This is a genomic window from Ensifer sesbaniae (assembly GCF_013283665.1).
Taxonomy (GTDB): Bacteria; Pseudomonadota; Alphaproteobacteria; order Rhizobiales; family Rhizobiaceae; genus Ensifer; species Ensifer sesbaniae.
Window position 1 is genome coordinate 1663033 of sequence record NZ_JABEKU010000001.1, and the last position, 26570, is coordinate 1689602.

Genomic DNA, 26570 nt, shown 5'->3' on the forward strand with positions numbered 1-26570 from the left:
TTGAGAGATGCAAAAGATTCGCAAAGGCGACAAGGTTGTCGTTCTCACCGGTAAGGACAAGGGCCGTACCGGCGAAGTCGTCCAGGTTATGCCGAAGGAAGACCGGGCTGTCGTGCGTGGCGTCAACATGGTGAAGCGTCACCAGCGCCAGACCCAGAGCCAGGAAGCCGGCATCATCAACAAGGAAGCCCCGATCCACCTTTCGAACATCGCGATTGCCGATCCGAAGGACGGCAAGCCGACCCGCGTCGGTTTCAAGATCGATGGCGACAAGAAGGTCCGCGTGGCCAAGCGTTCGGGAGAAGTGATCGATGGCTAAGTCCGCTTATGAGCCGCGGCTCAAGAAGGAATATGTAGAGCGCATCCGCAAGGCGATGCAGGAGAAATTCTCCTACGCCAACGAAATGCAGATCCCGCGCCTCGACAAGATCGTCATCAACATGGGTGTTGGCGAAGCAACCGGCGACTCGAAGAAGCCGACCGTTGCTGCTGCCGACCTCGCAGCGATTGCTGGCCAGAAGCCGGTAATCACCCGCGCTCGCAACTCCATCGCAGGCTTCAAGGTCCGCGAAGGCATGCCGATTGGTGCCAAGGTTACCCTGCGCGGCGTTCGGATGTATGAGTTCCTGGATCGTCTCGTGAACATCGCTCTCCCGCGCGTTCGCGACTTCCGCGGCCTCAATCCGAAGTCCTTTGACGGCCGTGGCAACTTCGCTATGGGCATCAAGGAGCACATTGTGTTCCCTGAGATCAACTACGACAAGGTTGATCAGATGTGGGGCATGGACATCATCGTTTGCACGACGGCAACTAACGACGACGAAGCTCGCGCTCTGCTCACAGAGTTCAACTTCCCGTTCCGTCAGTAATCCGTAACGACAAGCGTAAAGAAGGATAACTGTAATGGCGAAAACGAGCGCAGTTGAAAAGAACAAGCGCCGCCGCAAACTGGTTGCCTCGCAGGCTGCAAAGCGTGCCGCTCTGAAGGCGATCATCATGAACCAGTCTCTGCCGATTGAAGAGCGGTTCAAGGCAACCATCAAGCTGGCAGGTCTGCCGCGCGATGGATCCAAGACCCGCATCCGCAACCGTTGCGAAGTTACCGGCCGTCCGCGCGCCTACTATCGTAAACTTCGTATGTCGCGTATTGCGCTTCGCGAACTGGGCAACCTCGGCAAGGTGCCGGGCGTCGTCAAGTCGAGCTGGTAAGGAGACGGGCACATGGCAATGACTGATCCGCTGGGCGATATGCTCACCCGTATCCGTAACGGCGCGGCTCGCCGCAAGTCGAGCGTTTCGACGCCGGCTTCGAAGCTCCGTGCACGCGTTCTGGATGTCCTTCAGGCCGAAGGTTACATCCGCGGATACTCTGAAGTCGAATTCGGCAACGGCAAGTCCGAGCTGAACATCGAGCTGAAGTACTACGAAGGCGCTTCCGTGATCCGCGAGATCGCACGCGTCTCCAAGCCGGGCCGCCGAGTCTATGTCTCGGTTAAGTCCATTCCGCAGGTCGCGAACGGCCTCGGCATCACCATCCTTTCGACCCCGAAGGGTGTGATGGCCGATCATCAGGCACGCGAACAGAATGTTGGTGGCGAGATCCTTTGCTCCGTCTTCTAACGAAGGCGTAGCAGGTTCTCCATAGCGAACAGACAGGTATAAAAATGTCTCGTATCGGTAAGAAGCCCGTTCAGGTTCCGGCAGGCGTCACGGCAAGCGTTGATGGCCAGAAGGTAACGGCGAAGGGCCCGAAGGGCGAACTGTTCTTCGTTGCAAACGACGAAGTTTCGGTAAAGCTCGAAGATAATGCGGTTGTTGTTCAGCCGCTCAGCCAGAGCAAGGATGCTCGTTCGAAGTGGGGCATGTCCCGCACGATGATCGAGAACATCTTCAAGGGCGTCAAGGACGGTTACGAGCGCAAGCTCGAAATCAACGGCGTTGGTTATCGTGCGTCGATGCAGGGCAAGAACCTGCAGCTCGCGCTCGGTTTCAGCCACGACGTCGTCTACCAGACGCCAGAAGGCATTACGATTGCTGTTCCGAAGCCGACCGAAATCATCGTGTCCGGCATCAACAAGCAGCAGGTCGGCCAGGTTGCCGCGGAAATCCGCGAATACCGTGGCCCCGAGCCCTACAAGGGCAAGGGTGTCAAGTATGCCGAAGAGCGGATTGTCCGCAAAGAAGGCAAGAAGAAGTAAGGATCACGCGAAATGGCTAGCAGGAAAGATACTCTTGTGCGTCGCGCCAACCGCGTGCGCCGTCAAATCAAGGCGGTCGCCAACGGCCGCCCGCGCCTGTCGGTTCATCGCTCGTCGAAGAACATCTACGCGCAGATCATCGATGACGTTGCCGGCAAGACCCTTGCTTCGGCATCGACCCTCGACACGGATCTGCGGTCTTCTCTGAAGACCGGCGCAGACACGGCAGCCGCTTCGGCTGTCGGCAAGCTCCTGGCGGAGCGTGCTTCGAAGGCTGGCGTCAAGGACGTTGTCTTTGACCGCGGCGCCTTCATCTACCACGGCCGCGTCAAGGCGCTGGCCGAGGCAGCCCGCGAAGGCGGCTTGAACTTCTAAGTTCGTTGGCCCGGGCGTAACGCCCGGGCTTTTCAGCCGGTTTCGCAAATCTCCAGCCGTCTTCACCTCAAAAAGAGGGGAGGCGGTCTCGTCAATCTGCCGATTGCACCCGGAAAAGAAAAAGGAAGAGGACAATGGCACAAGAAAAAAGAGGTTCTCGCGAAGATCGCCAGAACCGCGAAGAGCGCGACAGCGAATTTGTCGATAAGCTCGTAGCAATTAACCGCGTCGCCAAGGTGGTGAAGGGCGGTCGTCGTTTCGGTTTCGCCGCTCTCGTCGTCGTTGGCGACCAGAAGGGCCGCGTTGGCTTCGGCCATGGCAAGGCACGCGAAGTGCCGGAAGCCATCCGCAAGGCCACGGAAGCTGCCAAGCGCGATCTGATTTTCGTCCCGCTGCGTGGTGGTCGTACCCTGCATCATGACGTTCATGGCCGTCACGGCGCCGGCAAGGTGCTGCTGCGTTCGGCCAAGCCCGGTACCGGTATCATCGCCGGTGGTCCGATGCGCGCCGTCTTCGAAACGCTCGGCGTTCATGACGTCGTTGCAAAGTCGACCGGTTCGTCGAACCCCTACAACATGGTTCGCGCAACCTTCGACGCCCTCAAGAACCAGATGCACCCGAAGGACATCGCAGCTCAGCGCGGCATCAAGTATGCAACGCTCCAGGCTCGTCGTGTTTCCTCCGGCGCTGCTTCCGAAGAATAAGGGAGCTGACAGATGGCTAAGAAAGAAGTTGCCAAGAAGACGGTTACTGTCGAGCAGATCGGTAGCCCCATTCGCCGTCCGGCCGTACAGCGTCAGACGCTGATCGGTCTGGGCCTCAACAAGATGCACCGGGTTCGCACGCTGGAAGACACTCCGTCTGTTCGCGGCATGATCCGGACCGTCCAGCACCTCGTTCGCGTCGTCGACGAGAAGTGAGGGGGATAAGATCATGAAACTGAATGAAATCAAGGACAACGAAGGCTCTACCCACAGCCGCAAGCGTCTCGGCCGTGGTATCGGCTCGGGCTCCGGCAAGACGGCCGGCCGCGGTGTCAAGGGTCAGAAGGCTCGTTCGGGCGTTGCCATCAACGGCTTCGAAGGCGGCCAGATGCCGATCTACCGTCGTCTGCCGAAGCGCGGCTTCAACAACATCTTCGCTTCGGAGTTTGTTGTCGTGTCGCTCGGCCGTATCCAGACGGCAATCGACGCCAAGAAGCTCGACGCTTCGAAGACCGTTGACGCGGCCGCTCTCAAGGCCGCTGGCGTCATCCGTCGCGAAAAGGACGGCGTCCGCGTTCTCGCTGACGGCGAACTGAAGGCGAAGGTTTCGATCGAAGTTGCCGGCGCTTCCAAGTCGGCGATCGAGAAGATCGAAAAGGCCGGCGGTTCGGTCAAGCTGCTCGCAGCTGCCGCTGAATAATATTACTGATGAACCGCCCGGGGTGCTTCACTCCGGGCGGTTTTGCTCCCATATGTGAGCCTCACGTCCGCAGCCGGCGAATCGCTCGCCGCGGCGGACATAGCGGAAACCACGGTGAGGCATCCGATTGCAGACACAATCGCGTCGCGTCCGGTTTTCAAGACGAAAAGTTACTCCTTCCGGAACGGACCGGGTGTTCCCGCTGATTCCGAGATTTGGTACGCGGAGAATTGCATGGCTTCTGCAGCGGAACAGCTCGCCTCGAACCTGAATTTCTCGACTTTCGCCAAGGCGGAAGATCTGAAGAAACGGCTTTGGTTCACGCTTGGTGCGCTTCTGGTTTACCGTCTTGGCACCTATATCCCGCTGCCCGGTCTCAATCCGGAAGCATTTGCCCAGGCATTCCGTGGCCAGAGCGGCGGCATCCTCGGCCTCTTCAACATGTTTTCGGGTGGTGCAGTTGAGCGCATGGCGATCTTCGCGCTCGGCATCATGCCCTATATCTCTGCTTCGATCATCGTTCAGCTGATGACCTCCGTCGTTCCGGCGCTGGAACAGTTGAAGAAGGAAGGCGAGCAGGGCCGCAAGATCATCAACCAGTACACCCGCTACGGCACGGTGCTTCTCGGCACGGCGCAGGCTTACGCCATCGCCGTCGGCCTCGAGAGCGGCAACGGCCTCGTCAACGATCCGGGCTGGTTCTTCCGCATTTCGACCGTCATCTCGCTGCTCGGCGGCACCATGTTCCTGATGTGGCTCGGTGAGCAGATCACGTCGCGCGGTATCGGCAACGGCATTTCGTTGATCATCTTCGCCGGTATCGTCGCCCACCTGCCGACCGCACTTGCCGGTACGCTCGAACTCGGCCGCACCGGCGCGCTTTCGACGCCGCTGATCCTCGCGATCATTATCATGGTCGTTGCCGTCATTGCGCTCATCGTCTTCGTCGAGCGGGCACAGCGCCGGCTTCTGATCCAGTATCCGAAGCGCCAGGTCGGCAACCGCATGTTCCAGGGCGACACCTCGCACCTGCCGCTGAAGCTCAACACTTCGGGCGTCATCCCGGCGATCTTCGCTTCCTCGCTGCTGCTGCTGCCGGCAACGCTTGCAGGCTTTGCCAACACGGCGACGCTGCCGGGTTGGGCGACGACCATCGTTGGTGCGCTTGGCCACGGCAGGCCGCTCTACATGGTTCTTTACGGAGCGATGATTGCGTTCTTTGCCTTCTTCTATACGGCGATCGTCTTCAATCCGAAGGACACGGCTGACAATCTCAAGAAGCACGGCGGCTTCATTCCGGGCATCCGTCCGGGCGAACGCACCGCTGAATATATCGATTACGTCCTGACGCGCATCACCGTCATCGGTGCGGTCTACCTGATCTTCGTCTGCATTCTGCCGGAAGTTCTGATTTCGCAGACCGGCGTGCCGTTCTACCTTGGTGGTACGTCGCTTTTGATTGTTGTCAGCGTGACCCTCGATACTGTAGCACAGATCCAGGGCCATCTCATCGCACAGCAATATGAGGGGCTGATCAAGAAGTCGAAGCTGCGCGGAGGAAAGAGGGGACGATGAGACTGATATTTTTGGGACCGCCGGGCGCTGGCAAGGGGACTCAGGCCAAGCTTCTGACGGAGAGATACGGCATTCCGCAGCTTTCCACAGGCGATATGCTGCGGGCGGCCGTTGCCCAGGCGACTGAAGTTGGCAAGCGCGCCAAGGCAGTCATGGACGCCGGCCAGCTGGTATCGGACGAGATCGTCAACGAAATCGTGTCGGATCGCATCGATCAGCCGGATTGTGCGAAGGGTTTCATTCTCGATGGCTACCCGCGCACGGTTCCGCAGGCGATTGCCCTCGACAAGATGCTGGAAAGCAAGGGGCTGAAGCTCGATGCGGTCATCGAGCTGAAGGTCGACGAGGCGGCCCTTGTAAAGCGGATGGAGAATCGCGTAGCGGAGACCATCGCTGCGGGAGGCGCGGTCCGTTCGGACGACAATCCGGAAGCCTTCCGGCGTCGTCTCGCCGAATATCGCGAAAAGACTGCGCCGCTGTCCGAGCACTATGCCGGTACTGGTCAGTTGAGAACGGTCGATGGCATGGCGGACGTGACCGCCGTCACCGCAGAGATCGAGAAGATTCTGGCTTAGACACTGGTCTTTGCCGAAAAGGGACCGCCGGGGAGTTGACTTTTCCGGCCGATTCCGCCAAAGACAGCGCCAACTCGCGACATGAGAGCGATCGGCGCGGTCTTCAAAGAAAATGAAGTCCGGGTGCGGTCGTTTTTGACGTGTCTCGAACCTCAATCAACGTGCGGCTCTTCGAGGTCGCGTAACGAAGCACCTATTGCCGGATGGCAACTGGAACGCAAGGAGAATAGACGTGGCACGTATCGCTGGCGTCAACATCCCGACGGCGAAGCGCGTAGTTATCGCGCTGACCTACATTCATGGGATCGGCCCGAAATTCGCACAGGAAATCGTCGAGAAGGTCGGTATTCCGTCCGATCGTCGCGTGCATCAGCTGACGGACGCTGAAGTTCTGCAGATCCGCGAAACGATCGACCGTGACTACCAGGTCGAAGGTGACCTGCGTCGCGAAACCTCGATGAACATCAAGCGCCTGATGGACCTTGGCTGCTACCGCGGCCTGCGTCACCGTCGTGGCCTGCCGGTTCGTGGTCAGCGCACCCACACCAACGCCCGCACCCGCAAGGGTCCGGCGAAGGCGATTGCCGGTAAGAAGAAGTAATTTCCCGAAAAGGGAGATTGGGAGGCTGGCGTCAGGCGCCGGCCTCCTTTTGCAGTTTGGTAAGGCGCTTGCCTGACCGCTGTCTGGCCGAATGGCTGGATGTTAAGTCCGAAGAGCGGGTATTCCGCTCTTCGGGGAAATGAAGATGCAGGGCGGGGGACGACAAATCCTTTTCCCGGTGGAGCCGCTGGAATTACGGCGGTGCAGAGATCTAAGAAAGGGATCCTATGGCCAAGGAAGCCACCCGCGTTCGCCGCCGCGAACGCAAGAACATCACGTCTGGCGTCGCACACGTCAATTCGTCGTTCAACAACACGATGATCACCATCACCGACGCACAGGGCAACGCGATTGCCTGGTCGTCTGCCGGTGCAAAGGGTTTCAAGGGCTCGCGTAAGTCGACCCCGTTTGCCGCACAGATCGCCGCTGAAGACTGCGCCAAGAAGGCTCAGGAACACGGCATGAAGTCGCTGGAAGTCGAAGTTTGCGGTCCGGGTTCCGGCCGTGAATCGGCTCTTCGCGCGCTGCAGGCTGCGGGCTTCATGATCACCTCGATCCGCGATGTGACCCCGATCCCGCACAACGGCTGCCGTCCGCGCAAGAAGCGCCGCGTCTGATCATATGCATTCAACATGCCGGTGAGGGTGCATCCGCGCTCTGCCGGTCTTCGGGGCTCGGTTGTCACGATTGGATGGTGGCAACGAACGGAAGGCAGAAAACATGATCCAGAAGAATTGGCAGGAATTGATCAAGCCGAACAAGGTGGAGTTCGTCTCCTCCGGCCGCACCAAGGCAACGCTGGTTGCGGAACCGCTTGAACGCGGCTTTGGCCTGACGCTCGGCAACGCGCTTCGCCGCGTGCTTCTGTCGTCGCTGCGCGGTGCTGCTGTCACCGCAGTGCAGATCGACGGCGTCCTGCACGAGTTCTCCTCTATCCCGGGCGTTCGGGAAGATGTGACGGACATCGTGCTCAACATCAAGGAAATCGCCATCAAGATGGATGGCGACGACGCAAAACGCATGGTCGTGCGCAAGCAGGGTCCGGGCGTTGTTACCGCCGGTGACATCCAGACGGTTGGCGATATCGAAATCCTCAACCCGAACCATGTGATCTGCACCCTCGACGAGGGCGCGGAGATCCGCATGGAGTTCACCGTCAACAACGGCAAGGGCTACGTGCCGGCTGATCGCAACCGTTCGGAAGATGCTCCGATCGGCCTGATCCCGGTCGACAGCCTGTACTCGCCGGTCAAGAAGGTGTCCTACAAGGTGGAAAACACCCGCGAAGGCCAGGTTCTTGACTATGACAAGCTGACGATGTCCATCGAGACGGACGGTTCCGTCACCGGTGAAGATGCGATCGCTTTTGCGGCCCGCATCCTTCAGGACCAGCTGTCGGTCTTCGTCAACTTCGACGAGCCGCAGAAGGAAGCAGAGGAAGAAGCAGTTACCGAACTCGCCTTCAACCCGGCGCTTCTCAAGAAGGTCGACGAACTGGAACTTTCGGTCCGTTCGGCCAACTGCCTGAAGAACGACAACATCGTCTACATCGGCGACCTCATTCAGAAGACCGAAGCAGAAATGCTCCGCACGCCGAATTTTGGTCGCAAGTCGCTGAACGAAATCAAGGAAGTTCTCGCTTCCATGGGCCTGCACCTCGGTATGGAAGTGCCGTCCTGGCCGCCCGAGAACATCGAAGATCTCGCCAAGCGTTACGAAGACCAATACTAACAGATAAAGGCAGCTTGTTCTGCCTTTCCCCGTCAAACAGCAGGTGCTTGCACCTGTATGTGCCAGGAAACGGCAGGCAAAGCCTGCATTGAAGGAGAATAGCCATGCGCCACGCAAAAGCCGGCCGCAAGCTGAATAGAACCGCCAGCCACCGCAAGGCGATGTTTGCCAACATGGCAGCTTCGCTGATCCAGCACGAGCAGATCGTCACGACCCTGCCGAAGGCCAAGGAAATCCGCCCGATCGTCGAGAAGCTCGTCACGCTCGGCAAGCGCGGTGACCTGCACGCTCGCCGCCAGGCGATCTCGCAGATCCGCGACGCCGCCGTCGTTTCGAAGCTGTTCGATACGATCGCATCGCGCTACGCCACCCGCAACGGCGGCTACCTGCGCATCATGAAGGCTGGCTTCCGCCACGGTGACAACGCCGCTCTCGCCGTCATTGAGTTCGTTGACCGCGACGTCGACGCCAAGGGCGCAGCGGACCGCGCCCGCGTTGCCGCTGAAGCTGAAGCTGCCGAAGCAGCCTAAGCCGATTCGAAGGCAGAAAAACAAAAGCGGCCGGGTGGTGATCACCCGGCCGCTTTTTCTATGGGCTGCCGTCTGACCGGCGCATTGGCCGCCTGACGTTTGCGGCGCAGATAGGGCTTGCGCACCGGTCGCCAGGCGAGCAGCACGGCGACCAGGCCGAGATAGAGCATCTGCTCGGGGCCAACGACCTTCACCGACATCGAAAAATGCAGGGCGCCGGCAGCGGCGATGACATAGGCAAGCCGGTGCAGCGTATTCCACCGGGTCCCGAGCCTGCGAATCGACCAATTGTTGGACGTCAGTGCCAGCGGGATCAACATCACGAGCGCGGCCATGCCGATGGTGATGAACGGGCGACGGCCGATATCGGTGAGGATCGCCGCGACGTTCAGCACCTGGTCGAGCAGCATGTAAGCGAGGAAGTGCATCAGCACGTAATAGAAGGCGAGCAGGCCGAGCGCCCGGCGGTAGCGAAGCCAATTGATGCCGAAAATGTCGCGGATCGGCGTGATCGCCAGGGTCGCGACGAGAAAGCGAAGCGCCCAGAGACCAAGCAGGTGCTCGAATTCCTTGACCGGATTTCCGGGGAGTTGCCCGGTGGCGCCGAGATAGAAGCCGTAGCCTGCCGGCAGCAAGCCGAGGCCATAAAGCGCCCATACCGAGGCTGAATGGTAGCGTTTCGGGAGGGCGGGCAGATGGACCATGATCAATAGTTCGCTCTCAGATCCATGCCGGCATAGAGGCTGGCAACCTCATCGGCATAGCCATTGAAGGGCAGGGTATCGCGACGATTGGAGCCGAAGAAGCCGCCGCCACCGATGCGGTTCTCCGTCGCCTGGCTCCAGCGCGGGTGATCGACGGCCGGGTTGACGTTGGCATAGAAGCCGTATTCGTGTGGGGCCGACAGGTTCCAGGTGGAGGGCGGTTGCGTTTCGGTGAGCGAGATCCGCACGATCGACTTGATCCCCTTGAAGCCGTATTTCCAGGGAGTAATGAGCCGGATCGGCGCCCCGTTCTGGTTGGGAAGGGTCTTGCCGTAGACGCCGACGGACAAGAGAGTGAGCGGGTGGCGGGCTTCATCCAGCCTCAGCCCTTCGCGATAGGGCCAGGGCAGCGGCTGAAAGAAGCCGGATTGGCCCGGCATCTCCGCTGGGCGCACGACCGTTTCGAACGAAACATACTTGGCGCTGCCAAGCGGCTCGACCCTGTCGAGAAGGGTCGAAAGCTGGAAGCCGGTCCAGGGGATCACCATCGACCATGCCTCGACGCAGCGCATGCGGTAGACGCGTTCCTCGATCGGGAACTTCAGCAGGTCTTCTAGCCCGAACTCCTGCGGCTTGCCGACGAGACCGTCGACCTTCACCATCCAGGGCGTCGGTTTGAAGTTGCCGGAATTGGCGGCGGGATCGCCCTTGCCGGTCCCGAATTCATAGAAGTTGTTGTAGCCCGTGACGTCGGCCTCCGGGGTCAGATCCTCGTCGACGACGTATTTGCCTTTCGGTGCGCTGAGCGCAGCCGCCATGCCTGAACTGCTTCCGGCGAGGAGGATGCCGCCGGCAGCGGCGCCCAGGAATGCGCGGCGGTTGATGAAGATATTCTCCGGGGTGATTTCGGAGGAAACGATTCGCGGCGGACGATAGGATGGCATGGTCTTATCCGAGAGTGGTTTATGAGCCTTGGCTTGTAAGAACTCAGCAGACTTTCGATCACCGTGAAAGGGGTGCCGAACCACGTTTTCGTGCGTGGCGCGTGAAGCCGGCAAGTTCGCGTATCTTGCGCCAACATTTGCCTTTTTTCCCGCGAAATCCTATCTGAACGTAGCCGCGACGAATAGGAGAATGCTTCACATGATCGTTAGTCAGAGAGCGCTTGCCGCGCTCGTCATTGCTGTTTCTCTTGCCAGTCCGGCATTGGCCGAGGAGGCCAAGACCGTTCCGCAGTCGCGCACCGAAATGCAGCTTTCCTTCGCGCCGCTCGTCAAGCAGACGGCAAACGCGGTCGTCAATGTCTACGCCGAACGGGTCGTCGAGCGCCGCTCGATCTTTTCCGGCGATCCCTTCTTCGAGGAATTCTTCGGCCAGCGGATGCCGAACCGTTCGGAAAAGCAATCCTCGCTCGGCTCCGGCGTGATCGTCGGCAAGAATGGCATCGTCGTGACGAACAACCACGTCATCGAGGGCGCCGACGACATCAAGGTGGCGCTGGCCGATGGCCGCGAGTTTCCCTGCAAGATCGTGCTCAAGGATGACCGGCTCGACCTGGCGGTGCTGAAGATCCAGTCGGACGGCCCGTTCGAGATCGTCCCGCTCGGCGATTCCGATGCGGTCGAAGTCGGCGATCTCGTTCTCGCGATCGGCAATCCCTTCGGCGTCGGCCAGACGGTGACGAGCGGCATCGTCTCGGCGCTCGCGCGCAACCAGGTCTCGTCGGGCGATTTCGGCTTCTTCATCCAGACGGATGCGGCAATCAACCCGGGCAATTCCGGCGGGGGCCTCATCGATATGAATGGCCAGCTCATCGGCATCAACACCGCGATCTTCTCCAAGGGGGGCGGTTCGAACGGCGTCGGCTTCGCCATCCCGGCCAATCTGGTGAAGGTCTTCGTCGCCTCCGCCGAAGGCGGTAACGGCACCTTCGTGCGTCCCTTCATCGGCGCAAGCTTCGAACCGGTGACCTCTGAAGTCGCCGAAGCCCTCGGCCTCAACCGCGCCCGTGGCGCGCTGGTGACTGCTGTCGTGGCGGGTGGCCCGGCCGAACAGGCGGGCATCAAGCCGGGACAGGTGATCACCGCCGTCAACGGCATCGACGTCGAACACCCGGATGCGCTCGGCTACCGCCTGACGACGGTGGGCATCGGTCACGAGGCGCATGTCACCGTGTCGGAAAACGGCAAAACCCGTGACGTGACGCTGAAGCTCGATCGGGCGCCCGAGACGTCGCCGCGCGACGAACGGTTGATCGAAGGGCGCAATCCCTTCGCCGGCGCGGTCGTCGCCAACCTGTCGCCGCGGCTTGCCGACGAGTTGCGCATGTCGACCTCGCTGCAAGGAGTCGTCGTCATGGAGGTCAACCGCGGCTCGCCTGCGGCACGCATCGGCCTGGAGCCGAAGGACATCGTGCGCTCGGTCAACGGCACCGCGATCGACACGTCCAAGACATTGGAGCATGTGATGGCCGACGATGCCTCCTTCTGGCGCGTCGAGATCGAGCGGGACGGGCAATTGATCCGTCAGTTCTTCCGATGAGCGATCTCTTCTCCGCCTCCGAACCTCCTGAGATGGCCTCGGCAAGACCGCTTGCCGACAGGCTTCGTCCGCGCACGCTTGCCGAAGTCACCGGTCAGGAACACCTGACCGGGGACGATGGCGTGCTGTCGCGCATGATCGCGTCGGGATCTCTCGGATCGATGATCTTCTGGGGGCCGCCGGGTACCGGCAAGACGACCGTGGCGCGGTTGCTTTCGGGGGAGGCAGGGCTCGCCTTCGAGCAGATTTCGGCCATCTTCTCTGGCGTCGCCGATCTCAAGAAGGTGTTCGAAGCGGCGCGTGCGCGGCGCATGTCCGGCCGGCAGACCCTGCTCTTCGTCGACGAGATCCACCGCTTCAATCGCGCCCAGCAGGATAGCTTCCTGCCTGTCATGGAAGACGGCACCGTCATCCTCGTCGGTGCAACGACGGAAAACCCGTCCTTCGAGCTCAATGCCGCTCTGCTGTCTCGCGCCCGCGTATTGACGTTCAAGCCGCATGACGAAGACAGCATCCAGGAGCTGCTATCGCGAGCCGAGCAGGCGGAAGGCAAGACGCTGCCGCTTGATGCGGATGCGCGTGCCAGCTTGATCCGCATGGCCGATGGCGATGGCCGGGCGGCCCTGACATTGGCCGAGGAAGTCTGGCGGGCGGCCCGGCGCGACGAAATCTTCGATGCGGCAGCACTTCAAAACATCGTACAACGCCGGGCGCCGGTCTACGACAAGGGCCAGGACGGCCACTACAATCTGATTTCCGCATTGCATAAGTCGGTACGCGGCTCCGATCCGGATGCTGCCCTCTACTATCTCTGCCGCATGTTCGACGCTGGCGAGGATCCGCTTTATCTTGGGCGACGCCTGGTGCGCATGGCGGTCGAAGACATCGGCCTCGCCGACCCTCAGGCGCTGGTGATCTGCAACGCCGCCAAGGACGCCTATGATTATCTCGGTTCGCCGGAGGGCGAGCTGGCGCTCGCCGAGGCCTGCGTCTATCTGGCGACCGCGCCGAAGTCGAATGGCGTTTACACTGCCTACAAGGCGGCGATGCGCGCTGCCAAGGAAAACGGCTCGCTGCTGCCGCCGAAACACATCCTCAACGCACCGACCAAGCTGATGAAAGGCGAAGGCTACGGCGACGGCTATCGTTACGATCATGACGAACCGGATGCTTTCTCTGGCCAGGATTATTTTCCGAAAAAGATGGGCCGCCAGACCTTCTACGACCCGCCGGAGCGCGGCTTCGAGCGCGAAATCCGCAAGCGGCTGGAATGGTGGGCGAAACTGCGCCGGGAGCGCACTGCTCCGTAGCGCCTATCCGGAAAAGCGTAAGACCGCTTCCCTTTGCGAAATTCCTGGCTCGCAGGAACCCCACTTGTTTTCAAGCAATGCGTGAAACGATCTAGCTTTGCCACCGGTGCAAAGCTGATCTGTCCGTGGTTGCCTTGCTGTCGGCACCGGTGTGTGGGATAGAGCCTGCATTGCAGACGGCTGCACGGTTCGCAAAGTCGATACCGAACATCCGCGGGGACGGCCTCGCTCCAACCTTGGGAGTTTGACATGGCCTGGTTCCTTCTTCTGCTTGCCGGTGTCCTCGAAATCGGCTGGGCAATCGGTCTCAAATACACGGATGGCTTTACGCGCGTCACGCCGACGATCCTGACCGTCGGGTCGATGATCCTCAGTGTCGTGCTGCTCGGTCTTGCCGTGCGCAGCCTGCCTCTTGGCACGGCCTACGCGGTCTGGACCGGCATCGGCACCGTCGGCACCGTCATCCTCGGCATCTTCCTGTTCGCGGAGCCCGCGACCTTCATCCGTCTCGGCTGCATCGCGCTCATCGTCAGCGGCATTGCCGGACTGAAGCTCGCTGCCTAACGCTGCGTACTGCATTGCCGTAGCGTCAGGCTCTCGAAGCGGCGGCCATAGTTACAAATGAAGCGGGCTGCGCGTCATGAAGGACGCGCAGCCCGCAATCGTATTCAGCGATGTGGCGTTCTCGTTTAGCGCAGGGCGTCGAGCACCGCCGCGGTCGCCTGCATTTCCTGCCAGCGGTTCTCCCGCCGGCGGAAGGCCTCGTCGTCGGTTCCCCAATGCTCGATCTGCCAGTCCTCGTCCACATGCGCGGCCGTCCAAGCCTCTTCGGCGGAGAGCCTGCCCGAGGCGAAGGCGAGCGCCAAGAGGGCCGAGCCCGTCAGGCTCGTCACCGTGTGGACGCAGGTGAGGCCGAGCGGCGTCGCGAAGGCACGCAAGCCTTCCGCATAGGCAGCGAGTGCTTCTTCCGGCTGTTCCTGATGGATCACGCCTTCGGCAAGGATGAAGCGGGCGCCGAGCGTTTGTTGTGCCCAATCGAGCACTGGATTCCAGATTTCGTTCTGGCGCGCGACGAGACCTTCCGGACTGTCGGCGCGGTAGCAGAGCATATCGGTTCCGGCGAAGCGCAGGATGTCATCGAAGACCGAGCGCTGGTCCTTGGCGACGCCGTCGAGTGCCGTGTTGACGATGCGGGTGACCGGCATCTGGCCGGGGTCGATGACCGCGGTCTGTGCCTCCCATTCGGCGGCGAGAATCTCCGCGAGCTTGCGCGTCGGCACGGCAAGCGGCTGTTTTGCCGGCGTGCGCACCGTCCGGCCATCGAGCAGCACGCTGTGCGTATCGCCGTCGACCGCAGCGACACTGACCTCTTTGTAGAAGCGCTTCGGCAGCGGTTTCAGCATCTGGATCTGTGCGCGGCGGACCGGATCCTCGTGGCTCATCGCACCGGTGAGTTCGTCGCGAATATCAGGCATGATTGTGTTCCATCCATTCAATGATGTCAGCCGGCGTCTGGGCAACGAAATCCGCGCCTGCCTCGATGAGGTCAGGGACGGATGCATAACCCCAGGCGACGCCGATGGCGGCGGCACCGGCTGCCTTGGCCATCTGCATGTCGTAGATCGCGTCGCCGATGACGACCGTATCCTTCGCATCGATGCCGGCTTCCGAGCAGCACTCCGTCACCATTGCCGGATGCGGCTTGGAGGGGCAATCGTCGGCCGTACGGGAAACGAAGAAGATGCTGTCGAAGCCGTGAGTTGCCGCGATATGGGTCAGGCCGCGCCGCGACTTTCCGGTGACGGCACCGATCAGCAGTTCATGGCGCGACGAGAGCGTCTGCATCATGTCGGCGATGCCCGGAAACAACAGCTCCTGGAAGCCGGCTTCGCCGCGCACGCCTGCGAAAATCGCCTTATAGTGTGCCGTCATCGCCAGCGCCAGGTCGTCCACGTGCTCGCGGCCGAGCAGGCGGGCAATGGCGATGTCCAGGGTCAGGCCGATGATGCCCTTGGTCGCCGAAAGGGGCGGGCGCTCGCGGTCGAAGGCCTGGAAGGTGCGCGCCATCACTTCATGGATCAGGCCACCGCTGTCGACCAGTGTCCCGTCACAGTCGAAGAGAGCCAGTTTCATCAATCTTCCTCGTTCGCAGCATTCTCGTCGAAACCGAGCAGGTTCCAGCTCTGCACCATGTGCGGCGGCAGCGGTGCGGTCACCTGCAGGCGACCGCCGTTCGGATGCGGGATGTCGATGTGCCGGGCATGCAGGTGCAACCGGTTCTGAATACCGCCCGGGAACGACCAGTTGATGTCGGCCTCGAAATATTTGGGATCGCCGATGATCGGATGACCGATATGGGCTGCGTGCACGCGCAGCTGATGGGTGCGGCCGGTATAGGGCTCCATCTCCAGCCAGGCGAGGTTCTGGCCGGCCTGTTCGACGATCCGGTAGTAGGAGATCGCGTGATCGGCGCCCTCGTCGCCATGCTTGGCAATACGCATGCGGTCGCCATCCGGCGTCTGTTCCTTGACGAGCCAGGTGGAGATCCGGTCTTCACGCTTTCGCGGCACACCTTTCACCAGGGCCCAATAGGTCTTCTTGGTGTCACGCTCGCGGAAGGCGGCCGTCAGTTGCTGGGCAGCACCGCGGGTGCGGGCGATCACCAGCACGCCCGAGGTGTCGCGGTCGAGCCGGTGCACCAGGCGCGGTTTTTCACCCTTCTGGTTGGTCCAGGCCTCGAGCATCTTGTCGATATGACGGCTGACGCCGGAGCCGCCCTGGACGGCAAGGCCGGCCGGCTTGTTCAGCACGATGACCTTTGCATCCTCATGCAGCACCATGCGCGACAGAAGCTCGCCATCCGGAGAATGCCTGAGATCACGGCCACCGATCGGGCCGGTCTTGGTCTCCTTCGGGTCGACGCCGAGCGGCGGAATGCGGATCGTCTGGCCGGGCTGGACGCGGGTGTCGGATTTGGCGCGCGCGCCATCGACGCGAATCTGGCCGGAGCGCAGGAGTTTCTGCAGCGGACCGAAGCCCAACCCGGGAAAGTGCACCTTGAACCAGCGGTCGAGACGCATGCCGGCCTCGTCACCATCCACTTGTCTGTGTTCTATACCTGCCATTTGAGCGAACCTGCCTTCCGTTTCCGCAGCGTCGCGCGTCAGTCCGAAGCTCCTGCGGCTGGGATGGACGCAAGAAAACGCTTCAGGCGCGCAAAGGCTGCCGCAATCCTTTAGCCGCTGCATGATAATGCCCTCGAAACGATGACGGTCGAGGACCAATGCAGCACGCGCCGCGTTTCTCTCTGGAGACGCAGCGCCTGTAGGAGCAGCCTTTAGACTATTGCGCGCACCAGAGCCAGCCCGCTGAAGACCGCCAAGATCGAAAGCGCGACGCTGGCGATTACATAGATGACGGAAAGCACGACATCGCCGCGCTCGGCCAGCGTGATTGCATCCAGCGAGAAGGCGGAGAAGGTCGTGTACCCACCGAGGACGCCGGTGATGAGGAACACGCGCATTTCCGGCGACGCGCCGAACTTGCGCATGATCATCTCCACCAGCAGGCCGATCAGGAACGAGCCTGTGACGTTGACGCCGAGGGTGCCCCACGGGAAGCTGGGCCCGAAGCGGTGGATAGCCCAGAGCCCGGCGAGGTAGCGCAAGATCGAGCCGATCGCGCCGCCGGCGCCGACGAGAAAGAGGTGGGTCATCAGTCGCTCCGCGGTCAAATCGGCTCAGGCCAGCCTGTCGGCATGCCACTTCAGATGATCGTCCATGAAGGTCGAGATGAAGTAATAGGAGTGGTCGTAGCGCTCATGCATCCGCAGCGTCAGACCGATGCCCGTGCCCTTCACGGCGTCTTCGAACAGCCAGGGGCGCAGTCCGCTTTCGAGGAAGCTGTCTGCCTTGCCCTGGTCGACCAGGAATTCGGGGAAGCGTGCGCCATCCTGGACGAGGGCGCAGGCATCGTATTGCCGCCAGGCTGCGCGATCGGTTCCAAGGTACTTCTCGAAGGCGCCGATCGACCAATCAGCGGTCGACGGCTCGACGATCGGCGCGAAAGCCGAGCAGCTCCTGAAGCGGTCCGGCTGCTTGAGCGCGATCGTCATCGCGCCGTGACCGCCCATTGAATGTCCGAAGATCCCCTGGCGGCTCATGTCCATGCGGAAGTGCTGGCTGACGAAGGCGGGCAGCTCTTCGGTAATGTAGGTGTACATCTGATAGTGCTCGGCCCAGGGCTTCTCGGTGGCGTCGAGATAGAACCCGGCGCCTTTGCCCATCTGCCAATTCGTCAACTCGTCGGGGACGTCGGTGCCGCGCGGGCTGGTATCCGGGCAGACGATGATGAGGCCGAGCTCGGACGCCATGCGCCGGTACTCGCCCTTCTCCATGACGTTCGCGTGCGTGCAGGTGAGGCCGGACAGGTACCAGACGACCGGCCTCGGTTCCTTGATAGCCTGTGGCGGTACGAAGACGGCGAAAGTCATCTCGCCCTTGCAGGCCTCGGATTCGTGCGAAAAGACGCCCTGCATGCCGCCGAAGGCGGTGTTTTGCGAAAGGACTTTCATGGGATGCTCCTTGGATAATTATGCTCAGCCGGCAAGCTGCACGGCCGCGTTCACGGCGGCGGCGACGAGCACGGTGTTGAAGAAGAACGAGACGATGGCGTGCATCAGGTTGATGCGCCGCATGGTCGTCGTCGTGATGGCGACATCAGATGTTTGCGCCGTCATGCCGATGACGAAGGAAAAATAGAGGAAATCATAGCCGCCAGGATCAGGGGTCCCGGGAAAATCGAGGCCGCGCGCCGGCTCCGCTGCCTGCTTGGTCTGGTCAGCCACCCAATAGACATGGGCATAGTGCATGGCGGCCATCATGTGGATGGTCGCCCAGCCGAGCACGACGGAGGCAAAGGCGAGGGCGAGCGCCAGGGCGGATGCGGTCTGCTGGGCATTGAGCGCAAAGAACAGCGAGACGAGCGCGGTTGTGGCGGCGCCGAATGTTACAAGGAAGATGACGGCTTCCGGCTCGTCGGTGTTGCGGGCATGCGTTTTCAGGTGTCTGCCCGTCATCATTCGCAGGCGCCGCCAGCTCATGAAGAGATAGACGCAGAAAAAGGTGATGGCCGCGGCCACGAGGACAAAGGGGCGCGCAACGAACCAGAGGGCTGGTACGGTCAGAGCTCCGCAGAAGAGGGCGGTGTAGAAGGGCCAGTGCCTGAGCTTTGTCGTCGCTTTCATTGAAATGCCCTTGCGATTGCGGTTGCCCGCAGGATTGCTCGTCGCGCTGTCATTTTTTCGACTGGCGTGCGAGTCGGTCAAGTGTTTCAAGAAAGGCAGAGCGATCCCGTGGGGTGAAGGCGGCGTTGTAGCCCTTGCTCTCGCCGGTTTCGCGCAGGTGTTGGCCAAGATCACGCATGGCGGATGCCATGCCGATATTGCTCTTGTCGAAGAGGCGGCCCGATGGACCGGTGACCAGTGCGCCGGCGGCAACGCAGCGCGCGGCCAGCGGCACGTCGGCGGTGACGACGATATCGCCTTCATGCGCCCGTTCCGCGATCCAATCGTCCGCCGCATCGAAGCCCGCCGAGACGATGACGTTGTGCACCATCGGGTCGCGCGAGGGACGCAGGCCGGAATTGGCGACGAAAGTCACCTCTATTCCATGGCGCTCGGCCACCTTCAGGATTTCCGCCTTCACCGGGCAGGCATCGGCATCGACATAGATCATCTTGAATCAATTTCTCAACGGACTGAAAAAGCGCCGGAAATCAATCGACTCCGGCGCCGTTCTGAATCGGATTGTGAGCAATTCCAGGAAAAGTGCGAAGCGGTTTTCCGTCCGGAATTGCGTCATTCAGGTTGTGAAGCAATTCCGGGCATAGTTTGAAGCCCGGAACTGCGCCACCTGGCGCTCAGTAAAGAACGACCGAGCGAATGCTTTCGCCGGAATGCATCAGTTCGAAGCCCTTGTTAATGTCTTCGAGCGCCATGGTGTGGGTGATCATCGGATCGATCTCGATCTTGCCCTCCATGTACCAGTCGACGATCTTCGGCACGTCGGTGCGGCCGCGGGCGCCGCCGAAGGCGGTGCCCATCCAACTGCGGCCGGTGACGAGCTGGAACGGCCGGGTGGAGATCTCCTGGCCGGCACCGGCGACGCCGATCACCACCGACTTGCCCCAGCCGCGATGCGAGGCTTCGAGCGCCTGGCGCATCACCTTGGTGTTGCCGGTGCAGTCGAAGGTGTAGTCGGCCCCGCCGATCTGGTCGGCGCCGCGCTTCGTCATGTTGACGAGATAGGGCACGATGTCGTCGCCGACCTCCTGCGGGTTGACGAAGTGGGTCATGCCGAAGCGCTCGCCCCAGGCCTTCTTGTCGTTGTTGAGGTCGACGCCGATGATCATGTCGGCACCGGCAAGCCTAAGGCCCTGGATGACGTTGAGGCCGATGCCGCCGAGGCCGAAGACGATCGCGGTCGCACCGATCTCCACTTGTGCCGTGTTGATGACGGCACCGATGCCGGTGGTGACGCCGCAGCCGATGTAGCAGATCTTGTCGAAGGGCGCGTCCGGGTTGACCTTGGCGACGGCGATCTCCGGCAGCACCGTGTAGTTGGCGAAGGTCGAGCAGCCCATGTAGTGGTGGATCTTGTCCTTGCCGATCGAGAAGCGCGAGGTGCCGTCCGGCATCAGGCCCTGGCCCTGCGTCGCGCGGATCGCGGTGCAGAGATTGGTCTTGCGGCTGAGGCACGACGGGCAGGAACGGCACTCGGGGGTGTAGAGCGGAATGACGTGGTCGCCCTTCTTCACCGAGGTGACGCCCGGGCCGACGTCGACGACGATACCGGCGCCTTCATGGCCGAGGATCGCCGGGAACAGCCCTTCCGGATCGGCGCCCGACAGGGTGAAGTCGTCGGTGTGGCAGATGCCGGTGGCCTTGACCTCGATCAGCACCTCGCCGGCCTTCGGGCCTTCGAGCTGAACCGTCATGACCTCGAGCGGCTTGCCGGCCTGAACGGCAACGGCGGCGCGTACATCCATTTAATTTCTCCCTTGAGCAAAAATGGTTTCGGGCCACCAGGACGGCGGCCCGTTGGAATCGGTAATAGCTAACGAATGTTCTGTTGAACGCGATTGAGTTCCATCTCAAGAGCCGCGATGGCCTTGCCGGTCTGCTCATGCAGCTTCTTGACCAGTGCAAGCTGCTCGCGAAGACCGTCGCGCTCGTCGTCGCACGCGTCTGAATCCGGGGCCTTGCCGAGGCCGGCAATCAGCCAGGCGGGCGTAACGCCCAACACGCCGGCCAGCAGGAACAGCCGGTTCGTCCGGGGTTCGGCGCGATCGCGCTCCCAGGCCGAGACCGTTTCAGCGCGGACCCCAAGCTGGTCTGCAAGATCCTTGGTGCTGAGGTTGGCGGCATCGCGCGCCCTCCAGATGCGTCCACCCAGCGTGTCACCGTCGCTGGTGTCTCGCAGGCGGGCAATCATCGTTTCGGTGGACAAGCGCATGGATATCTCCTTTGCCACGGTTACGTTCAAAGGTCCCGGACATCAGGCAGACCGCCGCTTTTGATGTCCGGGGCGGAAGATGGTCCTGAACTTATAGGCATTTGGTCGGCGAGGGACCACCCCGAAGCGCCAAAAACACCGTCAATTGCGGCTTACTGCATGTCTCCTTAAGTCGACCTCGCTTTGAGGACGAAGACATGCAGAAAATCAAAGTGCCACAGCAACCTTTGCGCGTCTGATAAAACGCCCGACCGTTGAAAACCACAGCGTTGCCACTAATCTGCCGCGGCCAACCGGAGCTTGCCCATGACCGACGCCCGAACCGCGGCTGCCGAGCCTGCCAATACCGTCATGCAAGGCGTCGCCATCATGCTCTTTGCGATGGTCATTCTGCCCGGCATGGATGTGATTGCAAAATATATGGCCGTTTATGAAGGCATGTCGCCCGGCCAGGTAACCTTCTATCGCTTCTTCTTCCAGTTGGTGGCTACGTTGCCCATGCTTCTCGGCGCCGGTGGCCTGCGGGCGCTGAAGCCGAAGCGTCCCTGGGCCAATCTGCTGCGCGGCGTGCTGCTGGCGACCGCGGCCTTGTTCTTTTTCATTTCCGTGAAGTACATGCCTTTGGCCGACACCTTTGCCATCTACTTCGTCGAGCCCTTCATCCTGACTTGCCTTTCGGCCGTGTTTCTCAAGGAGAAGGTCGGCTGGCGGCGTTGGCTGGCGATCGTCGTCGGCTTCGGTGGGGCGATGATCGTCATCCAGCCGAGCTTCGCGGTCTTCGGCGTGACGGCGTTGCTGCCGGTTGCCTGCGCCTTCGTGTTTGCCTGCTATCTGCTTCTCAATCGCGCGGTCGGTACCGGCGACTCGCCGCTGACGATGCAGACCATCGCCGGTATCGGCGGCACATTGATGATGGCGCTGGTGATCCTGATCGGTAACGGCATGGGGAGTGCGGACTTCGTGCCGTCCTTACCCAAATCGGCACTTGGGTGGACGCTGGTGGTCGTGCTCGGCACGCTCTCCGGCTACGGCCACCTGCTCGTCGTCAAGGCCTTCAGAGCGGCGCCTGTTTCCTTGTTGGCGCCATTCCACTATTTCGAGATCGTCACGGCGACAGCGCTTGGCTACCTCATCTTCGGAGACTTTCCATCGCTCTCCAAATGGCTCGGCATCGCCATCATCGTCGGCTCTGGCCTCTTCATCATCTGGCGCGAGCGGCAGGCGGGGCGACGGGCCGCAAACTAGGCGGAATTAGGCTCCGTCGGTTGTCGTCGGGCCGAACACGCTCTCGAAGGCTTCGCGCAGACGAATGTCCACGTCCGGCATCATGACCGGCAGACCAAGGTCGACGAGACTCGTGACACCATAACCGCGGATACCGCAGGGCACGATGCCGCCGAAATGGTCGAGGTCGGGATCGACGTTCAGAGCGAAGCCGTGGAAGCTCACCCATTTGCGCAGGCGGATCCCGATTGCGGCAATCTTGTCTTCTGCCATGGAGCCATCCGGCAGGGCTGGCTTTTCCGGGCGGCGAACCCAGACGCCGACCCGATCTTCGCGGCGCTCGCCTCTGACATTCATGGAATCGAGCGTGGAAATGACGACGCTCTCCAGCGCGGCGACGAAGGCGCGCACGTCCTGTTTCCGGCGCTTGAGGTCGAGCATGACGTAAACGACGCGCTGTCCCGGACCATGATAGGTGTATTCGCCGCCGCGACCTGTCGCGAAAACCGGAAAGCGGTCTGGCATCACCAGGTCGGCAGCATCGGCGCTGGTTCCGGCCGTATAAAGCGGTGGATGCTCGACCAGCCAGACGAGTTCGTCCGCCGTTCCGGCCGCGATCGCGGCGGCTTCCTGCTCCATCAACTCGACGGCCTGTGGATAATCGACCAGTTCGGAGGCGATCCGCCAGCGAACCGGCGGTGATTCCGGAGGGGCGAACATGTCCTGGCTCAGATTCTCACGCTGCATTCGCTCGGTATTCCTGTTTTTCAGAGCTTGTACATGGGACGGCGTGAGACAAGAGTCCAGCGTTTCCACGGCTTCCCGAGCGGGCTGTTGAAATAGTTTCATTTCCCGTCAAATTTCTGTCGTCATCCTCTTGTGCCCCCCAGGGGCTTTTGCTACATGCAGCCGCGTCGGCGCAAGTCGGCATCTACCACGATGCGGTCGTGGCGGAATTGGTAGACGCGCAGCGTTGAGGTCGCTGTGGGGCAACCCGTGGAAGTTCGAGTCTTCTCGACCGCACCAAAAGAACCCGGCTTCGGCCGGGTTTTTTGTTTTTTTCCTCAGCTCAGCGAGATGGCGTTTAGCCTGGGATCGGGTCTTTGACCGATATATTCGCTGCACGTTTCCGCTCAAGAACAGGCGTCCAACATGGCGGAAGCTCGTTCGTCTTGCTCGCGATTGGTAGGGGCCTGCCGCGATCCAAACGGCCGGTCTCGGCGCTATGGCTGATAACGTGCGTGCGCACTTGGTCTGCGAGAGGCGGCCGGGCACGGCTTCTTCACACCGAAAAATGCGAAGGCTGCTGCGTTCCGTCGCGATCATTCGAATTGTGCACAGCCGTCCCTTGTGCACCCCGGGGGCTTTTGCTAAATGCAGCCCCGCTGGCGCGAGTCGGCAGCTACCACGATGCGGTCGTGGCGGAATTGGTAGACGCGCAGCGTTGAGGTCGCTGTGGGGCAACCCGTGGAAGTTCGAGTCTTCTCGACCGCACCAAATACCCGGCTTCGGCCGGGTTTTTTGTTTGTAGATCCAACAGTAAGCGTTGAACGCGCGTGGACGGACCTGTGCCGGCCCGTTGCGTTCGTCTGCACCGTCGATCGCAACGGGCCTTTCAGGTCGAGCGCGACTCCACGGCCCTCGTCAGCCGTTGCCGGCGGGCCCACTTTGGTCCACGCGGCGCCGGACGAGCTTGTAGCTGTGATCGGGCTGAACCTCGTAGGTTTCGTAGACCATCTGCCCTTCATACATGAAGCGGTTCTGGACCATCGTGCCGGGAGCGGCCTGCGTCTTTCTCTTGCTCGCATTCTCGCCGTAGGTCAGGCTTTCGGGCAGGGGTTCAAGGCTCTGTTGGGCGCTGTTGCAACCGGCAAGAGCCAGGAGGCCGATGACTGCAAGATATGTTGGCTTCATTGTCAGATCCTTGGTGAAGTCACTTGATACTGTCTGCGGGGCACGGCTCTAGCCGCGTGTCTGTTCCCTTGTCAGTTTTTCGAATTTCTTGATCGCCCGATCGCGTTTCAGGCGCGAGAGGCGTTGGGTCCAGAATATGCCGTCCAGCTGATCGATCTCGTGCTGCAGGCAAATCGCCATCAGCCCTTCGGCCTCTTCTTCCATTGTTTCACCGGAGAGCGCCTGAAAGCGAACTCGCACCGCTTGCGGACGTTCGACGTCTTCCGTGACCCCTGGCATCGAAACGCTGCCTTCCGCATGTTTCATGAGCTGGGTAGAGTGCCAGACGATCTCCGGGTTGACGTAGATCCTAACGCCGCTCTCCTGGTCGAGTTCGATCACGGTCACCCGCTGAAGGACACCAATATGCGGGGCGGTGATGCCGATACCCGGTGCCGCTCGCATCGTGTCGAGAAGATCGGCCGCAAGGGCCTCGAGCGTCGCGTCAAAGCGGGTGACGCTGTCCGCCTTGCGGCTCAACATTTGGTTTGGAAAGCGGACAATGGGACGGATCGCCATCAGATATTCCTCGGCTGCAGCGGTCTTGGGCGTTCGTCCCGTTGAGGAACGCAGGAGACGCCGTAAACCTTGAGCTGCTGTTTCGCTCGCTGAAATCGATTCCGGCTTCAGGGAACGAAGAAAAGTGCTAACCGATCGTGCGGTCGATGTCGACTGCATCGAGATACCGCCGGTTTCTCATGTATTTGCAACAGCTTGAATAAATCTGTTGTCGCCACGCGCGGGGTGGTAACTGTGCTGTGGACCTCGGCGGGGCTTTGCGGTAGCAGGCTCTAGAGCCCGACTCCGGACCACGGCGGCGGAAGAAGGCCAGCCAACCGTCAGTGACGCATTCTTTCCGGTCTGCAAAGATGGCCACCGGAAAGCAGCAATCGTTTCGAGGGCGCCCATGAGCAATATCGGCGACGACGACAGCGGTCTCGAAGACGTCAAGACCTTTGACGGTTCGGACATCTATGCCGACGACGGTTCGGTCCGTTCCGATTTCCTCATGCATGTCGGCGCGGCGATTGCCGATCGCGACACGATCTATCTGCGCCAGCACGTTGCCGGCCTGCATTCCTCGGAACTCGGCGACCTGCTCGAGGCGATCCAGCCGGAGCAGCGTCTGGCGCTGGTCTCGCTGCTCGGCAAGGAGTTCGACCTTTCGGCGCTGACCGAGGTCGACGAGGCGATCCGTCTCGATATCGTCGATCATCTGCCGAACGAGCAGATCGCCGAGGCTATCGGCGAGATGGATTCCGACGACGCCGTCTACATTCTCGAGGACCTCGACCAGGAAGACCAGGACGAAATCCTGGCGAAGCTTCCCTTCACGGAACGGGTTCGTCTGCGCCGCTCGCTCGACTATCCCGAGAGCACGGCCGGCCGGCGCATGCAGACCGAGTTCGTGGCGGTGCCGCCGTTCTGGACCGTCGGCCAGACGATCGACTACATGCGCGAGGACGAGGACCTGCCCGAGAGCTTCACGCAGATCTTCGTCATCGATCCCACCTTCAAGCTGCTCGGCGCCGTGGACCTCGATCGCGTGCTGCGTACCAAACGCTCGGTCAAGGTCGATGCAATCATGCACGACACGAGCCACGCCATTCCTGCCGAAATGGACCAGGAAGAGGCAGCTCAGCTCTTCGAGCAGTACGACCTGCTCTCCGCGGCGGTGGTTGACGACAACGGTCGGTTGGTCGGCGTTCTCACCATCGACGACGTCGTCGACGTCATCCAGGAAGAAGCCGAGGAAGACTTGCTGCGCCTGAGCGGTGTCGGCGACGAAGAGCTGTCGGACTCGGTGGCGGAAGCATCGCGCTCGCGCGTGCCCTGGCTGTTCATCAATTCCATGACGGCCTGCATTTCCGCTTCGGTCATCGGCCTATTCGATGCGACCATTCAGCAGATCGTGGCGCTTGCTATCCTGATGCCGATCGTCGCCGGCATGGGCGGCAATGCCGGTTCGCAGACGATGACGGTCACCGTGCGTGCGCTCGCGACCCGCGGTCTCGATATTCACAACGCTCCGCGCATCATCCGGCGCGAAGCCGGGGTGGGGCTCCTCAACGGCATGATCTTCGGCGCGCTGATCGGTTTGGTGGCCGGTCTCTGGTTTCAGGATCCGAACATCGGCGGCATCATCGCTACTGCGATGCTGATCAACATGATGGCCGCAGCGCTTGCCGGCATCCTCGTTCCGCTGTGTCTGGACCGCTTCGGCGCGGATCCGGCCGTCTCTTCCGCCGTCTTCGTGACCGCCATTACGGATATCACTGGCTTCTTCAGTTTTCTCGGCATTGCCACCTGGTGGTTCCACGTCACGTAAGCGCCG

The 26570-nt window shown here is 61.3% G+C and carries 34 protein-coding genes and 2 tRNA genes; 22 read left to right on the top strand and 14 right to left on the bottom strand.

The features are described from left to right. The first annotated feature begins 7 nt into the window (after positions 1-7). The 15 genes from rplX (at position 8) to rplQ (ending at position 8989) form a co-directional block, all read left to right on the top strand. Positions 8-319 carry a 50S ribosomal protein L24 gene (gene rplX, locus BHMPCIPO_RS08025; RefSeq protein WP_173516256.1) on the top strand — a complete coding sequence of 104 codons (312 nt, stop codon included), beginning with the start codon at positions 8-10 and terminating at the stop codon, positions 317-319. Continuing rightward, positions 312-869: a 50S ribosomal protein L5 gene (rplE, locus tag BHMPCIPO_RS08030; protein WP_173516257.1), complete on the top strand. Its 558-nt coding sequence runs from the start codon at positions 312-314 to the stop codon at positions 867-869. Before rplX ends, rplE begins: the two co-directional genes overlap by 8 nt. Before the next feature lie 34 nt (positions 870-903). Next, positions 904-1209 carry a 30S ribosomal protein S14 gene (gene rpsN / locus BHMPCIPO_RS08035; protein ID WP_173516258.1) on the top strand — a complete coding sequence of 102 codons (306 nt, stop codon included), beginning with the start codon at positions 904-906 and terminating at the stop codon, positions 1207-1209. Between the two features lie 12 nt (positions 1210-1221). Next, positions 1222-1620 carry a 30S ribosomal protein S8 gene (gene rpsH / locus BHMPCIPO_RS08040; protein ID WP_173516259.1) on the top strand — a complete coding sequence of 133 codons (399 nt, stop codon included), beginning with the start codon at positions 1222-1224 and terminating at the stop codon, positions 1618-1620. A gap of 44 nt (positions 1621-1664) precedes the next feature. After that, entirely contained in the window at positions 1665-2198 is a 534-nt protein-coding gene (gene rplF / locus BHMPCIPO_RS08045; protein ID WP_173516260.1) for a 50S ribosomal protein L6, read from the top strand. A 12-nt stretch (positions 2199-2210) separates the two neighbouring features. Then, positions 2211-2573, top strand: coding sequence for a 50S ribosomal protein L18 (rplR, locus tag BHMPCIPO_RS08050; protein ID WP_173516261.1), 363 nt, complete (start codon positions 2211-2213; stop codon positions 2571-2573). Positions 2574-2707: 134 nt separating this feature from the next. Continuing rightward, a complete protein-coding gene (gene rpsE, locus BHMPCIPO_RS08055; RefSeq protein ID WP_173516262.1) occupies positions 2708-3277 on the top strand; it encodes a 30S ribosomal protein S5 in 570 nt (189 codons plus the stop codon). Positions 3278-3289: 12 nt separating this feature from the next. Beyond that, entirely contained in the window at positions 3290-3493 is a 204-nt protein-coding gene (rpmD, locus tag BHMPCIPO_RS08060) for a 50S ribosomal protein L30 (protein WP_057255581.1), read from the top strand. A gap of 13 nt (positions 3494-3506) precedes the next feature. Further along, positions 3507-3977, top strand: a complete 471-nt coding sequence (gene rplO, locus BHMPCIPO_RS08065; RefSeq protein ID WP_057255582.1) for a 50S ribosomal protein L15 — start codon at positions 3507-3509, stop codon at positions 3975-3977. A gap of 234 nt (positions 3978-4211) precedes the next feature. Beyond that, on the top strand, positions 4212-5552 hold the full coding sequence (gene secY / locus BHMPCIPO_RS08070) for a preprotein translocase subunit SecY (protein ID WP_173516263.1): 1341 nt from the start codon (positions 4212-4214) through the stop codon (positions 5550-5552). Then, on the top strand, positions 5549-6127 hold the full coding sequence (locus BHMPCIPO_RS08075) for an adenylate kinase (RefSeq protein ID WP_173516264.1): 579 nt from the start codon (positions 5549-5551) through the stop codon (positions 6125-6127). The genes secY and BHMPCIPO_RS08075 overlap by 4 nt, the downstream gene beginning before the upstream one ends. Before the next feature lie 232 nt (positions 6128-6359). Next, positions 6360-6728: a 30S ribosomal protein S13 gene (gene rpsM, locus BHMPCIPO_RS08080; protein WP_173516265.1), complete on the top strand. Its 369-nt coding sequence runs from the start codon at positions 6360-6362 to the stop codon at positions 6726-6728. A gap of 227 nt (positions 6729-6955) precedes the next feature. Continuing rightward, positions 6956-7345: a 30S ribosomal protein S11 gene (rpsK, locus tag BHMPCIPO_RS08085; RefSeq protein ID WP_003536496.1), complete on the top strand. Its 390-nt coding sequence runs from the start codon at positions 6956-6958 to the stop codon at positions 7343-7345. A 103-nt stretch (positions 7346-7448) separates the two neighbouring features. Further along, positions 7449-8459, top strand: coding sequence for a DNA-directed RNA polymerase subunit alpha (locus tag BHMPCIPO_RS08090; protein WP_034795592.1), 1011 nt, complete (start codon positions 7449-7451; stop codon positions 8457-8459). A gap of 104 nt (positions 8460-8563) precedes the next feature. Next, complete coding sequence (gene rplQ, locus BHMPCIPO_RS08095) at positions 8564-8989, top strand: 50S ribosomal protein L17 (protein WP_173516266.1); 426 nt, start codon at positions 8564-8566, stop codon at positions 8987-8989. A gap of 41 nt (positions 8990-9030) precedes the next feature. Here rplQ and msrQ read toward each other — a convergent pair whose 3' ends face one another. After that, on the bottom strand, positions 9031-9693 hold the full coding sequence (gene msrQ / locus BHMPCIPO_RS08100) for a protein-methionine-sulfoxide reductase heme-binding subunit MsrQ (RefSeq protein WP_173516267.1): 663 nt from the start codon (positions 9691-9693) through the stop codon (positions 9031-9033). A 2-nt stretch (positions 9694-9695) separates the two neighbouring features. After that, positions 9696-10637, bottom strand: coding sequence for a protein-methionine-sulfoxide reductase catalytic subunit MsrP (gene msrP / locus BHMPCIPO_RS08105; protein WP_173516268.1), 942 nt, complete (start codon positions 10635-10637; stop codon positions 9696-9698). A gap of 199 nt (positions 10638-10836) precedes the next feature. Here msrP and BHMPCIPO_RS08110 point away from each other — a divergent pair, with 199 nt between their 5' ends. The 3 genes from BHMPCIPO_RS08110 to sugE all read left to right on the top strand — a co-directional run bounded on the left by BHMPCIPO_RS08110 (position 10837) and on the right by sugE (position 14108). Next, the gene (locus BHMPCIPO_RS08110; protein ID WP_173516269.1) at positions 10837-12234 is read left to right on the top strand and encodes a DegQ family serine endoprotease; all 1398 of its coding nucleotides are present in this window, start codon (positions 10837-10839) and stop codon (positions 12232-12234) included. Beyond that, on the top strand, positions 12231-13544 hold the full coding sequence (locus BHMPCIPO_RS08115) for a replication-associated recombination protein A (protein ID WP_173516270.1): 1314 nt from the start codon (positions 12231-12233) through the stop codon (positions 13542-13544). Before BHMPCIPO_RS08110 ends, BHMPCIPO_RS08115 begins: the two co-directional genes overlap by 4 nt. Positions 13545-13793: 249 nt before the next feature. Then, on the top strand, positions 13794-14108 hold the full coding sequence (gene sugE / locus BHMPCIPO_RS08120) for a quaternary ammonium compound efflux SMR transporter SugE (RefSeq protein ID WP_173516271.1): 315 nt from the start codon (positions 13794-13796) through the stop codon (positions 14106-14108). A gap of 125 nt (positions 14109-14233) precedes the next feature. On the opposite strand, the gene BHMPCIPO_RS08125 is transcribed toward sugE, so the two are convergent. The 9 genes from BHMPCIPO_RS08125 to BHMPCIPO_RS08165 form a co-directional block, all read right to left on the bottom strand. Continuing rightward, positions 14234-15019, bottom strand: a complete 786-nt coding sequence (locus BHMPCIPO_RS08125; RefSeq protein WP_173516272.1) for an ATP12 family chaperone protein — start codon at positions 15017-15019, stop codon at positions 14234-14236. Next, positions 15012-15677, bottom strand: a complete 666-nt coding sequence (locus BHMPCIPO_RS08130; RefSeq protein WP_173516273.1) for an HAD-IA family hydrolase — start codon at positions 15675-15677, stop codon at positions 15012-15014. The genes BHMPCIPO_RS08125 and BHMPCIPO_RS08130 overlap by 8 nt, the downstream gene beginning before the upstream one ends. Continuing rightward, the gene (locus tag BHMPCIPO_RS08135) at positions 15677-16669 is read right to left on the bottom strand and encodes an RluA family pseudouridine synthase (protein WP_173516274.1); all 993 of its coding nucleotides are present in this window, start codon (positions 16667-16669) and stop codon (positions 15677-15679) included. The genes BHMPCIPO_RS08130 and BHMPCIPO_RS08135 overlap by 1 nt, the downstream gene beginning before the upstream one ends. 212 nt (positions 16670-16881) lie before the next feature. Further along, entirely contained in the window at positions 16882-17259 is a 378-nt protein-coding gene (gene crcB / locus BHMPCIPO_RS08140; RefSeq protein WP_173516275.1) for a fluoride efflux transporter CrcB, read from the bottom strand. Between the two features lie 24 nt (positions 17260-17283). After that, entirely contained in the window at positions 17284-18117 is an 834-nt protein-coding gene (fghA, locus tag BHMPCIPO_RS08145; RefSeq protein WP_173516276.1) for an S-formylglutathione hydrolase, read from the bottom strand. Between the two features lie 24 nt (positions 18118-18141). Further along, positions 18142-18789, bottom strand: coding sequence for a DUF1345 domain-containing protein (locus BHMPCIPO_RS08150; protein ID WP_173516277.1), 648 nt, complete (start codon positions 18787-18789; stop codon positions 18142-18144). 49 nt (positions 18790-18838) lie between these two features. Further along, positions 18839-19279, bottom strand: a complete 441-nt coding sequence (locus BHMPCIPO_RS08155; RefSeq protein ID WP_173516278.1) for a YaiI/YqxD family protein — start codon at positions 19277-19279, stop codon at positions 18839-18841. Between the two features lie 184 nt (positions 19280-19463). Then, positions 19464-20591 (bottom strand): S-(hydroxymethyl)glutathione dehydrogenase/class III alcohol dehydrogenase, encoded by a 1128-nt coding sequence (locus tag BHMPCIPO_RS08160; protein WP_173516279.1) that lies wholly within the window; start codon positions 20589-20591, stop codon positions 19464-19466. 68 nt (positions 20592-20659) lie between these two features. Then, positions 20660-21058 (bottom strand): helix-turn-helix domain-containing protein, encoded by a 399-nt coding sequence (locus tag BHMPCIPO_RS08165; RefSeq protein ID WP_173516280.1) that lies wholly within the window; start codon positions 21056-21058, stop codon positions 20660-20662. 306 nt (positions 21059-21364) lie between these two features. Here BHMPCIPO_RS08165 and BHMPCIPO_RS08170 point away from each other — a divergent pair, with 306 nt between their 5' ends. Further along, positions 21365-22303: a DMT family transporter gene (locus BHMPCIPO_RS08170; protein WP_246304278.1), complete on the top strand. Its 939-nt coding sequence runs from the start codon at positions 21365-21367 to the stop codon at positions 22301-22303. A gap of 6 nt (positions 22304-22309) precedes the next feature. Here BHMPCIPO_RS08170 and lipB read toward each other — a convergent pair whose 3' ends face one another. Further along, a complete protein-coding gene (gene lipB, locus BHMPCIPO_RS08175; protein ID WP_246304279.1) occupies positions 22310-23029 on the bottom strand; it encodes a lipoyl(octanoyl) transferase LipB in 720 nt (239 codons plus the stop codon). 194 nt (positions 23030-23223) lie between these two features. Between lipB and BHMPCIPO_RS08180 the strand changes: the two genes are divergently transcribed. Beyond that, positions 23224-23308: transfer RNA gene (locus tag BHMPCIPO_RS08180), tRNA-Leu, on the top strand. Between the two features lie 386 nt (positions 23309-23694). Then, positions 23695-23779 (top strand) — tRNA-Leu (locus tag BHMPCIPO_RS08185). A 147-nt stretch (positions 23780-23926) separates the two neighbouring features. Here the strand turns inward: BHMPCIPO_RS08185 and BHMPCIPO_RS08190 are convergent. Beyond that, positions 23927-24196: a hypothetical protein gene (locus BHMPCIPO_RS08190; protein ID WP_173516282.1), complete on the bottom strand. Its 270-nt coding sequence runs from the start codon at positions 24194-24196 to the stop codon at positions 23927-23929. Positions 24197-24244: 48 nt separating this feature from the next. Continuing rightward, positions 24245-24754, bottom strand: a complete 510-nt coding sequence (locus tag BHMPCIPO_RS08195) for a peptide deformylase (RefSeq protein ID WP_173518117.1) — start codon at positions 24752-24754, stop codon at positions 24245-24247. Between the two features lie 388 nt (positions 24755-25142). Here BHMPCIPO_RS08195 and mgtE point away from each other — a divergent pair, with 388 nt between their 5' ends. Next, positions 25143-26564 carry a magnesium transporter gene (gene mgtE / locus BHMPCIPO_RS08200; RefSeq protein WP_173516283.1) on the top strand — a complete coding sequence of 474 codons (1422 nt, stop codon included), beginning with the start codon at positions 25143-25145 and terminating at the stop codon, positions 26562-26564. Positions 26565-26570: the final 6 nt, after the last annotated feature.